The sequence below is a fragment of the Tessaracoccus antarcticus genome, from assembly GCF_003688855.1.
GTDB classification, from domain to species: Bacteria; Actinomycetota; Actinomycetes; order Propionibacteriales; family Propionibacteriaceae; genus Arachnia; species Arachnia antarctica.
Genome location: NZ_REFW01000002.1, coordinates 219,978 through 231,932, shown reverse-complemented (window position 1 = coordinate 231,932; position 11,955 = coordinate 219,978). Strand labels below are relative to the sequence as shown.

Sequence of the window (11,955 nt, the reverse complement as noted above, 5' to 3'; positions counted from 1 at the left end):
CGGGCAGGACTCAGGGAACAAACACATCGCCTGCGGGAGGTGATGAGCGCAGGGCCCAACCGCAGATGGCGGCGGCCGTGGCGACGTTCAGGGAGTCGATGCCCTCGGCCATGGGGATCTGGACGCTGACGTCGGCCGCCGCGATCCAGTCGGCGGAGAGCCCGTGGCCCTCCGTGCCCAGCAGGAGTGCCACACGCTGCCTGGGCCGGAAGTTCTCCAGCGCTACGGCGTCCTCCACCAGCGCCGTCGCCACCACGTGGAAGCCCGCGTCATGGATCCGTTGGAGGTCGGCACCATCGTGGTCCATCCGCCTCCAGGGCAGCTGCAGGGACGCACCCATCGACGCCTTGATGGCGCGTCGGTACAAGGGGTCCGCCGAGCCCTGCGACACCACAACGGCATCCCAGCCCAGCGCCGCCGCAACGCGGAGGATGGACCCCATGTTCGTGTGGTCCACGAGGTCCTGGCAGACCATGATGCGGTCCCCCGCCAGCACGTCCTCCCACGACCGCGCCGGCGGCCGCTCGAAGGCTGCGAGGGCGCCCCGGTGGACGTGGAAGCCGCTGACCTGTTCCACGAGGGCGGCGCTGCCGACGTACACGGGCGCGTCACCACAATTCTCCACCACGTCAGAGAGGCCGTCCAGCCAGCGGTCCTGCAACAGGAACGAGCGGGCGCGGCATCCCGCCTCGGCAGCGCGACGGATGATTTTCTCACCCTCGGCAATGAACATGCCTCGTGAGGTCTCAAGGCTTCGCCGAAGCTGGGAATCGCGCAGACTCACATAGTCCGACAGGGACGGGTCCCGTGGATCGTCGACGACGACGACACGACGCGCCATGCGCGGAGACCTAGGTGATTCCGCCATCTTCGCGCATCTCCTCCAGAAGTTCCCGCCGGAATGTCGCGCGTTCGAGTCTCATGGTGCGCTTCGCCTCGGCGCCGAGCGCCTTCGCCGTCGAGAAGCACATGATGATCATGACGATGCTCCACGGCGCAGCCACGAGGATCGCCAGGACCTGCAGGGCGCGCAACCCCAGTGCGTCGCCGGCGGCGAGCAGCACCACTGCGGCGATGGTCCCCTCCAGGAGCGACCACATCACGCGCGACCAGACGGGCGGGGTTGAGCTACCGCCATGGGAGATCATGTCGATGACGAAGGAGCCCGAGTCGGAACTCGTGACAAAGAACACCACGATCAGGACGATGGCCACCCCCGAGAGCACAGCCGTGCCGGGCAGGATCTCGAGCATCTGGAACAGCGCAATGTTCTGGTCCACCCCGCCGTCGGCGTCGATGAGGGAGGCGCCCCCGAACTGCTGCTCCCACAGCGCCGTGCCGCCCAGGACGGAGAACCAGAGGAACGTCACGAGCGTGGGAACCAGCAGTACACCGGCGACGAACTCGCGGACGGTGCGCCCACGCGAGATGCGTGCGATGAAAACACCGACGAAGGGCGACCAGCTCATCCACCAGCCCCAGTAATACGTTGTCCAGCCGCCCAGCCACGTCTCACCGACGGCTCCGTGGAACGGCAGGGTCTTGAAACTGAGACCGAAGAAGTTCTGCAGGTAGGAGCCGATCGACTGCACGAATTCGCGGAGGATGAACAGCGTGGCCGGGCCGACGATGAGCACCACGATGAGCAACAGGGCAGCCAACCCCATGTTGAGGTTCGACAACCACTTGATGCCCTTGTCGAGACCGCTCACCACCGACAGGGTCGCCAGGGCGGTGACGCCGAAGATGAGCCCCACCTGCAGGGGCGTGGTGTCCTTGGCGATGCCCAGGAACTCGAGCCCACCAGCGACCTGGGCCACGCCGAAGCCCAGCGATGTGGCAACACCGAAGATGGTGCCAACGATGGCGACCACGTCCACCACGTTGCCTAGCCAGCCGTGGACACGATCTCCCAGCACGGGCTCAAGGGCGTAGCGGATGCTGACGGGGCGCCCCTTGCGGTGCACGGCATACGCGATGGAGAGGCCCACGACGACGTAGATGGCCCAGGCGTGCAGCCCCCAGTGCAGGAATGTGCGGTTCATTGCTGCCTGCGCGATGGCCTCCTGTGTCCCTCCCGCCACGTCGGGGGGCGGTGTCGCCATGTGGGAGAGGGGTTCGGCAACGCCCCAGAAGACCAGGCCGATGCCCATACCTGCGGCGAACAGCATCGCGAACCAGTTGCGCATCGAGTACGCGGGAGTCTCGTCGTCCTTCCCCAGGACAACGTCGCCCCGCCGGCCAATGGCGATCCAGACGCTGAAGAACACGAATGCCGTGACGAGGAGCACGTAGTACCAGCCGAGACCGTTGACGACGGCGGTGTTGCCGGTCTCCACGAAGGCAGCGAACTTCTTCGGCATGGCCATGGCCAGGACCACGAACACGAGGATGACACCCAGCGCCGGGTAGAACACCCCGGCCTTGGGCTTCTTGGCGTAGCGGACCTCGGGAGTCTCCTCCAGCGGTGTTTCGGGCGGCGTCGTGGGCACGGGCGATCCTGTCGGGGGGCAACGGGTTAACAGGGGTTCAGGCTGCCAGAGTGAGGGTCGCCTTTCCAAAAGAGTGCCCACCGGAGCAGGGTCGGCGGCCCGGCGCCGTCACGCTGTGGATAGTGTGGACGGCGGTCGTTTTGTTCCCGACGACACATCTCCTCCCCCATGACAGGACAGGCATGTCAAAGCTGCGGATCGACACCTTCCTCCTCATGATCGTGGGATCCGCCCTGCTCGCACTGCTGTTGCCTGCCACGGGTTCCGCCGCCGGCGTCGTGGACCGGGCGACCACCGCCGCCATCTTCGCGTTGTTCTTCGGCTACGGCGCCCGGTTGTCGCTCGCGGAGGCATGGGCGGGACTGCGTCACTGGCGGCTGCACCTGCTCATCCTGGGCGTCACGTTCGTGCTCTTCCCCCTCGTTGCCCTCGGGATCCTGGCGCTGCCCGACGGACTCATCGGGCCCTCGCTGGCCCTCGGGTTCGCCTACCTCTGCCTGGTGCCATCGACGGTCCAGTCCTCCATCACGTTCACGTCCATCGCGGGCGGGAACGTGGCCGGGGCCATGGTCTCGGCCACGGCCTCCAACCTGCTCGGGGTGATCCTGACTCCCCTGCTGGCGGTGTTGATCCTGCCGTCGGCCGGCGGCGGGACCATCAGCCTGGATTCGTTCGTGGCGGTCCTGCTGCAGCTGCTCCTGCCGTTCGTGCTGGGGCAGTTGTCCCGCCCTGTGACGGCCTCATTCGTCAGCCGTCACCGCAAGAGGATCAAGCAGCTGGACCAGTTCGTCATCGCACTCGTGGTGTACGGCGCATTCTCCGACTTCTTCGCCACCGGGGCGTGGCGAAGCGTGGACCTCATGGAATTCCTCGTCATGATCGCGCTGTGCCTGATCCTGCTGGCAGTCATGCTGGCCTTCACCTGGTGGCTCGGCGGGGTGCTGCACTTCAGCCGCGAGGACCGGATAGCCATCATGTTCTGCGGGACAAAGAAATCGCTGGCCACGGGCGTACCCATGGCCAGCGTGCTCTTCGCCGGTCAGGCGGTGGGGCTCATCGTGCTGCCGCTGATGGTTTTCCATCAGGCGCAGCTGATGGCCTGCACCGTCATCTCCCAGCGCCTGGCAGACCAGCAGAAGCCGGCCTGATCCAGTCCCCGGTCAGTTCTCCTGCGGATCCGCCCACGGGCTCGAGTCATCGCCCACCTTCTCAGTGGGTGCGTCTTCGAGAGTTTCCATGTCCTGCGCTCCACGCTGCGGCTGATCCAGCTGCGGGGTGGTCCCGATCGTGTCGAGAACGGACTTGCCGCCCAGCTTGCTACCGCGTTTTCCGAGCCCGGGGTTGTCGAGTGACCGCGCTTCGTCGATGGCCTGCTGCACTGTCTCCTTGGAGCGCTCCCGGTCCAGCCGCGTCTGCTCCTCAATCTCAGCCTGGACGTCCACCTTCTCCGGTGCCGTGAAGTTACCACCCGCCCGGGGGCTGTAGTCGGGTGCTTCCACGCCACTGATGGCAGCGCCGGCCACCTGTCCCAGGCCCTTCAGCGCGTCGTTGAGCTCACTGGGGATGATCCACATCTTGTTGGAGTCACCCTTGGCCAGGTTCGGCAGCATCTGCATGTACTGGTAGGCCAGCAGCGACTGGTCCGGCTGGCCAGCGTGGATGGCGTTGAACACGGTGGTGATGGCCTGCGCCTCACCCTCCGAGCGCAGCATCGCCGCCTGCCTGTCGGCCTGCGCTGCCAGCACTGCCGCCTCGCGGGCACCCTGTGCCCGCAGGATGGCTGATTCGCGGTCACCGCCGGCGCTCAGGATCTGCGACTGGCGTTGTCCCTCGGCAATCAGGATGGTGGCGCGCTTGTCCCGCTCGGCGCGGGCGCCCTTTTCCATGGCGTCACGGATGGTGGCGGGCGGGTCGATGGCGCGCAGCTCGACGCGGTTGACCTTGATGCCCCACTTGCCGGTGGCCTCGTCGAGCACCATGCGCAGCTTCTGGTTGATCTCGTCGCGCGACGTGAGGGCCGTCTCCAGGTCCATGCCGCCGATGATGTTGCGCAGCGTGGTCATGGTGAGTTGCTCGATGGCTCCCCGGTAGTCCTGCGCCTCGTAGGCGGCCCGGACGGGGTCGACGATCTGGAAGTAGATGACGGAGTCGATGGACACCATGAGGTTGTCCTCGGTGATGACGCCCTGCGGCGGGAAGGGGACGACCTCCTCGCGCACGTCAAGGTCATGAACGATCTTGTCGAAGATGGGGATCACGAGGTGCGGGCCCGGTTCCAGTTTGCGGCGGTACTTGCCGAGTCGCTCCACGATGCCCACATGCTGCTGCCGGATGATCTTGAGCGTCATGGACAACAGCAGGACGACGACGATCACCAAGCCGAGTAGTACATACGGCATTTTTCCTCCAGAGGTCAAAGAGTCGAGTGGATGGTCTGGTCAGTCCGCGCCAAGTTCACGGGTGAGGTGCTCCACGGGATAGACGATCAGTGTGATGCCCTCGAGCCCGTACACCTCGATGTCCTGGCCGGGCGCGACGGTGATGGAGGGGTCGAAGCTGCGGGCCTCCCAGACCTGCCCCTGCACCTTCACCTCACCCACCGAGCCCGTGATCTGCGCGGTGGCGACACCCGAGCTTCCCACGATGGATTCGAGGGAGGAACGGTAGCCGGGTGCGTTGCGCACCTTGGCCAACAACGTGGGCCGCAGCACCGCGAGCGTCAGGATGGCGACGGCGATGGCCACCACCACCTGCAGCCACCACACCCCCGGGAACACGAGTGCGGTTGCGCCTCCGGCGGCGGCCCCTGCCGCCAGCATCAACAGGGTCAGGTCGAGCGTCAACAGTTCAGCGGCTGCCAGGCCGAGGGCGATGACGCCCCAGAAGGCCCAGGCGTGGGCGGCGAGCCACCCGAAGAGGCCGTCCTCACCCATGGCGTGACACCGACCGCGCGCTCCATCGACCGTCCAACTCGGTCACATGCAGCGGCATGTCGAAGGTCCTGCTCAGGTTTTCGTCCGTCAGGGTTTCGCGGATGGGCCCCTCCGCGACAACGGTGGCGTCGGCCAGCAGGAGGCAGTGCGTGACGCCCTCGGGGATCTCCTCCACGTGGTGCGTGACGAGCACCGTCGCGGGAGCGTCAGGATCGACGAACAGTTCCGACAGCGTGAGCAGCAGGGACTCACGCCCCGCCAGGTCGAGGCCACCGGCGGGCTCGTCGAGGAGAAGAAGTTCGGGATCGGTCATGAGTGCCCGCGCGATTTGCGTCCGTTTGCGCTCCCCCTCGCTGAGGGTGCCGAAGGTCCGGTCGGCCAGATGGTCGATCCGCAGATCGGACAGGAGGTTCCTTGCCTGCTCCAGGTCCATCTGCTCGTACTCCTCGTTGCCGCGGCCGAGGACCGCGTGCGCAGCGGAGACCACGACGTCGAGCACGCGCTCCCCACGGGGCAGGCGGTCCGCCAGCGCGGCGGAGGTCAGCCCGATGCGGGGCCGGAGTTCGAACACGTCAACGGTGCCCACCACGTCACCCAGCAGGCCGACGACACCGTCGCTGGGGTACATGTGTGCGGCCAGAACCTGCAACAGCGTGGTCTTGCCCGCACCGTTGGGCCCGAGCACCACCCACCGCTCACCTTCGAAGATGGTCAGATCAATCGAATCGAGGAGCACGGATGTTCCCCGAGTGATCGTCACGCCCGCAAGTTCTGCCACCGCTGCCATGCGTCAAACCTACCCGACTGTGGAGACACAGACGGGACCGACGGGCCTCAGGCCCCGGTGGCGTGCAGACCGCCGTCGACGTGCACGATCTCACCGGTGGTGGCGGGGAACCAGTCGGACAGCAGGGCCACCACGGCGCGGGCAGTCGCGGTGCCGTCCGACGCGTCCCAGCCGAGCGGGGCACGTGCTGCCCAGATGTCGTTGAAGGTGTTGGCACCCGGGATGGCCTTCTTGGCCACAGAATCGATGGGGCCCGCAGCGACGATGTTGGAACGGATCCCCTCGGGGCCCAGGTAGCGAGCGAGGTAGCGGGACGTGGACTCCAGGGCGGCCTTGGACACGCCCATCCAGTCATAGGTGGGCCACGCGACCGTGGCGTCGAACGTCAATCCGACGATCCCGGCCCCGCGGTTCAACAACGGCTTGACGGCCATGGTCAGGCTCTTCAGCGAATACGCGGAGACGTGCAGGGATTGCGCGACGTCGTCCCACCCCGTCTCGAGGAACTTGCCACCCAGTGCGGTCTCGGGATTGGCGTAGGCGATGGAGTGGACGACACCGTCAAGACCGCCGGTGAAGTACTCGGCCAGCACACCGGGCAGCGCCTCGAGGTGTGCCGCGTCCGTGACATCCAGTTCGATGACGGGCGGCACGGGGTTCAGACGACCCGCCACGCGGCGCGCCAACGAGACTGCACGACCGGCCGAGGACACCACCACGTTGGCGCCCTCGCGCTGGGCGATGTCGGCGACGGCGTAGGCGATCGAGGTGTTCATGGTCAGGCCGGTGACCAGGATGTTCTTGCCTTCAAGGATTCCCATGGGTGTCTTCTCCAGGAGTGTCGGGGTGGGGTGAGGTGGGGTGGGTCGCTGCGGTGGATGGGCGGAAGCCCGGGGTCAGTGGCCCATGCCGAGGCCGCCGTCGACCGGTACTACTGCACCGGAGATGTAGCCTGCACCGTCGCCGGCCAGGAACAGGGCCGCGGCGGCGACGTCGGCGGAGTCACCCAGCCTGCCTGCAGGGATGCGTGCCTTGTAGCCGTCAATCGTCGCCGCAGGCAGGACCGCGGTCATGTCGGTATCGATGAACCCGGGTGCGACGACGTTGCAGGTGATGTTGCGGCTGCCCAGTTCGCGGGTGAGGCTGCGCGCCATACCGATGAGCGCCGCCTTGGAGGCCGCGTAGTTCATCTGCCCGGGCGAGCCGAGGAGCCCCACCACCGACGACACCAGGATGATCCGGCCGAAGCGGCCACGGGTCATGGGGCGTGCAGCCCGACGCACCACGCGGAACGTGCCTGTCAGGTTGGTGTCGATGACGCTGTTCCAGTCGTCATCAGACATCCTGGCGACGAGGGTGTCCTTGGTGACGCCGGCGTTGGCAATCAGGACCTCCACGGGGCCGAGCTCGGCCTCCACCGTCGTGAACGCCGCATCCACCTGGGCCTGGTCCGTCACATCACAGACCACGCCGAGCACGCCCTCGGGTACAGAACCAGTGCGGTGTGTGGCGGCGACGCGGTACCCGGCGTCGCGAAAATATTCGGCGATGACCCGGCCGATGCCCTTGGAGCCACCAGTGATCAGCACAACGCGAGATTCCTGCACGGCCACAACCTATCGCACCCGCGGCGCCCGGCACGGGAAGGCGATGGCGTAACACAGGGGACGGTTGGTGGGCAGAACTATGCTGAAACAGTGCCAGCCAACAAGCCCGAGTCCGACCGGACGCTGATCACCAGCGCGGGGCGGAGCCGCACGTTGGACATCGACGAGCGCAACAAGCGCTACCTCATCACCATGGTGCTGCGCACTGCCTGTTTCATCGCATTTCTGGTGGTGCCGGGCTGGTGGAAGGTGGCGGCCCTCGTGGGCGCAGCCATCCTCCCCGCCTTCGCTGTGCTGTTCGCCAACGCCACCGACAACCGGCCTCCCCCGTTGGCGTCACCCGAGCCCGAGGAGGAGACTGGCCGTCTGGCCCTACCCTCACAACAGGTGATCGAGGGCGACATCGAGGAGGACGTGGCGTGAAGAAGCTGGTGCTGCGATGGGTTGCGCTTGCCGTGTTCCTGATCCTGCTGGCACTGGTGTTCATCCGACTGGGCGAATGGCAACTGGACCGACTGGAGGGCACCCGGGAGCGCAACGACGTGGTGGCAGCCAACAGGGACGAGCCCGTCGTTGACTACACGGATGTCATGGGCGAGCCCGTCGCCGAGACCGGGCAGTGGCAGCGCGTACGCGTGACCGGCACCTACACCGGGGAGCAGTACCAGGTGCGTTACCGCAACCAGGACGGCCCCGGCATTGAGGTCGCTGCGATCCTCGAGACGGACACCGGTGTCGCTGTGGTCGTTGACCGGGGCTTCATCCCCCGGCAGGTGGGCCGCGCTGACACGGAGATCCTGCCCGCACCGCCCGCCGGCGAGGTGGAGGTCATCGGCTACCTGCGCCGGGACGAGCGGGGTGACGACACCGCCATCGTGCCGCACGACTTCAAGGTGCGGCTCATCAATTCCGGCGCCATCGCCGAGTCGCTGGGGCGCGACGTGTTGCCGGGCTACGTCAGCCTCACTGAGTCGACCCCCGCCAACGGTCCGGAGCTCAAGCCCATCACGCCCCCGGAGCCCTCAGAGGGCAACCATTTCTCCTACGCCCTGCAGTGGTTCTCCTTCAGTGTCATCGCCGTGGGAGGCATCTTCGTGTTGATCCGGGCCGACCTGGCAGACCGCCGCAAGGCGCAGCGCCAGGCCGCGCTCCGAGCCGCCAGAGGGCGGCCCGTCGACGAGGAAGCGGCGGTGCGGTGACGGCACTGTCCACGGCGGCGCCGTGGCTGCTGTGCCCCGTGTGCGGCCACAGCCTGGTTCTGGCGGACAGGACCCTGCACTGCGCTGATCACCACAGCTTCGATGTGGCCCGCCAGGGGTACGTGAACCTCCTGGGCCGTGCGGCACCCGCCAACGCCGACACCGCCGACATGGTGGCCGCCAGAGACAGGTTCCTGTCAGCAGGGCACTATGCACCCATCACCGCCGCCGTTCTGGCAGCCCTCCCCATGGCCAACCGTCTCCTCGAGGTGGGCGCCGGCACCGGTCACCACCTCGCCGAAGTGCTGGACCGTCTGGCCGACGCCGTGGGGGTGGCCGCGGACGTGTCGGTGCCCGCCTGCCGCCGCGCTGCCAAAGCCCACCCGAGAATGGCGTCGGTTGTCGCCGACACCTGGTCGGGGCTGCCACTGGCCGACAACTCCGTGGACGCGGTGTTGTGCATCTTCGCCCCCCGCAACCCTGCAGAGTTCGCCCGGGTGCTCCGGCCGGGCGGGCGGGCGGTAGTGGTCATGCCAGCCCCGGACCACCTCCGAGAACTCCGTCGCACCCACGGCCTCCTCGGGGTCGGGGATGACAAGCTGGAGAGGCTGGCGGCCTCGTCGCACGGTCATCTGGAGCACGTCGCGAGCACCGACGTCGCCTACGACGCAGCCCTCACCGGGGCAGAAGTGGCCGACCTCATTGGCATGGGACCCAACGCCTTCCACTCGCGTAGGCCGGGTGGCGATGCGGACACCCCACCTGCGACGGTGAGGGTATCCGTCACCTGCGCCGTGCTGCAGGCGCCCGCTGCGCCCTGAAGTGGACGCCACACACGGCCTCAGAGAGGGTCTGATCACCGGCCCCCGCTGATAACGTGACCCGTGGTCCTGCAGCACCCGTCACAGGGTGAGGTCCACCACGACGTCTGAAAGAACCGGTTCCACGTGACAACAGCCTCGGTGACCCCGACAAGCCCGCACGGCGCGCGCCGCATGGCTGCACTCGACGGCATCCGCACCATCGCGGTGTTCCTCGTGATCCTGTTCCACGTCTCCGCCCCCCGCGCCGCTGCCGGGTTCATCGGCGTGGACATCTTCTTCGTCCTGTCGGGGTACCTCATCACGGCCGGCCTGATGCGGGAGACCCAGCGCAAGGGCCGCATCAGCCTCGGTGGCTTCTGGTTGAGGCGGTTCAAACGGTTGATGCCGGCCGCCCTGCTGACGCTGGCTGCCGTCACGGTGTGGATGCTGTGGATCGCTCCGCTGTACCAGATCCGCAGCGTCAGCACGGACCTGTGGTGGACGCTCCTCTACGTGGCCAACTGGCACCTGATGGCCGCCAACTCCTACTTCTCCGACACAGGTGCGGCGTCGCCACTGCTGCACATGTGGTCGCTGGCCGTCGAGGAGCAGTTCTACGTGGCCTGGCCCCTGATTCTGCTGGCGACCCTGGGCGTGGCGCTGCTCATCACGCGTCGTCGCCGCCAGAGCACCCCTGAGGGCCACGTCAAGCTGTTCGGCCACGTGGCGGGGTGGCTCACCGTGGTGCTCATCATCGCCTCCGCCGTGACGCTGTACGCGGTGTACGACCCCGCGTTCCCTGACCGCGCCTACATGGGCACCGACGCCAAGGCCTTCGAACCCCTCCTCGGCGCCCTCGCCGCCATCCTCCTCACCAACCCCGGCATCAAGCAGTGGCTGACCCGCCACCACCGGCTGCTGGGGTGGATCGGTGTGGGCGTCATGCTGGCGCTGTTCCCCTTCCTCGACGGCCCGCCCGCCCTCTACTACCAGTGGGGTGCGCTCGCGTTCAGCGTCGGCGCCCTGTTCCTGATCGTCGGCCTCGTGCTGGCGCAGGGTCAGGGACTGCTGGCACGGGTCTTGGGATGGGAGCCGATCGCCTACCTCGGCCGCATCTCCTATGGCCTGTACCTGTGGCACTGGCCCCTGGCCATCTGGATCATCGGCGACCGGGAGGGCTTTCGGTGGATCCGCGCCCTGGCCGTGGTCGTGCTCACCGTGGCCGCTGCGGCGGCCTCGTACCACCTCGTCGAGATGCCCGTGCGCACGTGGAAGTGGTTCACGGCGAAGCGCTCGGCAGTGCTGGCGGTGGTGCTGCTGGTCACCATGCTGGTGGCGGTCAGCTTCGGTGGTGGCACCCCCCTGTCCCCCGTCCTGCAGAAGCTCCGGCCGGGTGACACCCTCAACCGCAACATCGTCCTCATGGTGGGCGACTCCGTGCCCCAGCGGTTCAATCCTGAGCTGGAAAAGGCCGCCGCCGGGCGGGGCCTGCGGATCGCGAGCGCCACGGCCGGTGGGTGTGCGCCCAGTGGCATCGACATCCCGCTCTACGTGGGCAAGCCCGACGTCGTGTGTTCCGGCGTCATCGGCTTCCAGACCCAGGCACTCGAGCAGTTCCACCCCGGCACGGTCGTGTGGTGGAGCCGGTACGAGCTCGCCGACATGCGTGTCGACGGCGAGATCATCGGGCCGGAAACCGAACGCTTCTGGAAGATCACCGCGGACAACCTGCAGGTGGCAGCCGATCGGTTGCGCTCCGACGGTGCCACCCTGGTGATGGTGGCGACCGACCGCATCGGCGTGGGCGTCTACGCGGCCTGCACCCCCGAGGACTGCCATCCTTTCCTGGACCGCCTGGCCCACCACGACGAGTACCGCCAGCGATGGAATGCCATGGTCCAGGCCTTCGCCAAGGACAATGACCGCGTCACCGTCATCGGCGTCGACGACCTGTACTGCACCGATGATGGCGTCCCCTGCGATGACGAACACGACGGTGTACTGACGCGCAAGGACGGCAGCCACTTCAGCGACGAGAAGCTCATGCCCGGCATCGCCGAGGCGATCATCGAGAGGGTCTTCGAGGCCGCCAACGGTTGAGCCGACCGCGGGTCACGCACGGCCATCACCGGAG

The 11,955-nt window shown here is 67.3% G+C and carries 12 protein-coding genes; 5 read left to right on the top strand and 7 right to left on the bottom strand.

Annotation, left to right across the window (positions count from 1 at the left end):
* Positions 1–10 precede the first annotated feature (10 nt).
* A complete protein-coding gene (locus tag EAX62_RS08375; protein ID WP_121901235.1) occupies positions 11–841 on the bottom strand; it encodes a TrmH family RNA methyltransferase in 831 nt (276 codons plus the stop codon).
* 10 nt (positions 842–851) lie between these two features.
* Positions 852–2,492 carry a BCCT family transporter gene (locus EAX62_RS08370; RefSeq protein WP_199711210.1) on the bottom strand — a complete coding sequence of 547 codons (1,641 nt, stop codon included), beginning with the start codon at positions 2,490–2,492 and terminating at the stop codon, positions 852–854.
* 182 nt (positions 2,493–2,674) lie between these two features.
* Here EAX62_RS08370 and EAX62_RS08365 point away from each other — a divergent pair, with 182 nt between their 5' ends.
* Complete coding sequence (locus EAX62_RS08365) at positions 2,675–3,640, top strand: bile acid:sodium symporter family protein (protein WP_121901234.1); 966 nt, start codon at positions 2,675–2,677, stop codon at positions 3,638–3,640.
* A gap of 12 nt (positions 3,641–3,652) precedes the next feature.
* Here EAX62_RS08365 and EAX62_RS08360 read toward each other — a convergent pair whose 3' ends face one another.
* From EAX62_RS08360 to fabG, 5 genes are all read right to left on the bottom strand, one after another.
* Complete coding sequence (locus EAX62_RS08360; protein ID WP_121901233.1) at positions 3,653–4,891, bottom strand: SPFH domain-containing protein; 1,239 nt, start codon at positions 4,889–4,891, stop codon at positions 3,653–3,655.
* 39 nt (positions 4,892–4,930) lie between these two features.
* Positions 4,931–5,425 (bottom strand): NfeD family protein, encoded by a 495-nt coding sequence (locus EAX62_RS08355; RefSeq protein WP_121901232.1) that lies wholly within the window; start codon positions 5,423–5,425, stop codon positions 4,931–4,933.
* Complete coding sequence (locus EAX62_RS08350; RefSeq protein WP_121901231.1) at positions 5,418–6,212, bottom strand: ABC transporter ATP-binding protein; 795 nt, start codon at positions 6,210–6,212, stop codon at positions 5,418–5,420. Before EAX62_RS08350 ends, EAX62_RS08355 begins: the two co-directional genes overlap by 8 nt.
* A 47-nt stretch (positions 6,213–6,259) precedes the next feature.
* Positions 6,260–7,033, bottom strand: coding sequence for an enoyl-ACP reductase FabI (gene fabI / locus EAX62_RS08345; RefSeq protein ID WP_121901230.1), 774 nt, complete (start codon positions 7,031–7,033; stop codon positions 6,260–6,262).
* A gap of 75 nt (positions 7,034–7,108) precedes the next feature.
* Positions 7,109–7,819 (bottom strand): 3-oxoacyl-ACP reductase FabG, encoded by a 711-nt coding sequence (gene fabG, locus EAX62_RS08340; RefSeq protein WP_121901229.1) that lies wholly within the window; start codon positions 7,817–7,819, stop codon positions 7,109–7,111.
* Positions 7,820–7,909: 90 nt separating this feature from the next.
* Here fabG and EAX62_RS16700 point away from each other — a divergent pair, with 90 nt between their 5' ends.
* From EAX62_RS16700 to EAX62_RS08320, 4 genes are all read left to right on the top strand, one after another.
* A complete protein-coding gene (locus EAX62_RS16700) occupies positions 7,910–8,242 on the top strand; it encodes a DUF3099 domain-containing protein (RefSeq protein WP_158600597.1) in 333 nt (110 codons plus the stop codon).
* A complete protein-coding gene (locus EAX62_RS08330) occupies positions 8,239–9,018 on the top strand; it encodes an SURF1 family cytochrome oxidase biogenesis protein (protein WP_158600596.1) in 780 nt (259 codons plus the stop codon). Before EAX62_RS16700 ends, EAX62_RS08330 begins: the two co-directional genes overlap by 4 nt.
* Positions 9,015–9,839, top strand: a complete 825-nt coding sequence (locus EAX62_RS08325; RefSeq protein ID WP_121901227.1) for a putative RNA methyltransferase — start codon at positions 9,015–9,017, stop codon at positions 9,837–9,839. Before EAX62_RS08330 ends, EAX62_RS08325 begins: the two co-directional genes overlap by 4 nt.
* Before the next feature lie 141 nt (positions 9,840–9,980).
* A complete protein-coding gene (locus EAX62_RS08320; RefSeq protein WP_147454063.1) occupies positions 9,981–11,921 on the top strand; it encodes an acyltransferase family protein in 1,941 nt (646 codons plus the stop codon).
* Positions 11,922–11,955: the final 34 nt, after the last annotated feature.

Coding starts and splice junctions, on each gene's coding strand:
- EAX62_RS08350 (WP_121901231.1), bottom strand. CDS start 6,212: ATGGCAGCGGTGGCAGAACTTGCGGGCGTGACGATCACTCGGGGAACA.
- EAX62_RS08365 (WP_121901234.1), top strand. CDS start 2,675: ATGTCAAAGCTGCGGATCGACACCTTCCTCCTCATGATCGTGGGATCC.
- EAX62_RS08375 (WP_121901235.1), bottom strand. CDS start 841: ATGGCGCGTCGTGTCGTCGTCGTCGACGATCCACGGGACCCGTCCCTG.
- fabI (WP_121901230.1), bottom strand. CDS start 7,033: ATGGGAATCCTTGAAGGCAAGAACATCCTGGTCACCGGCCTGACCATG.
- EAX62_RS08360 (WP_121901233.1), bottom strand. CDS start 4,891: ATGCCGTATGTACTACTCGGCTTGGTGATCGTCGTCGTCCTGCTGTTG.
- EAX62_RS08355 (WP_121901232.1), bottom strand. CDS start 5,425: ATGGGTGAGGACGGCCTCTTCGGGTGGCTCGCCGCCCACGCCTGGGCC.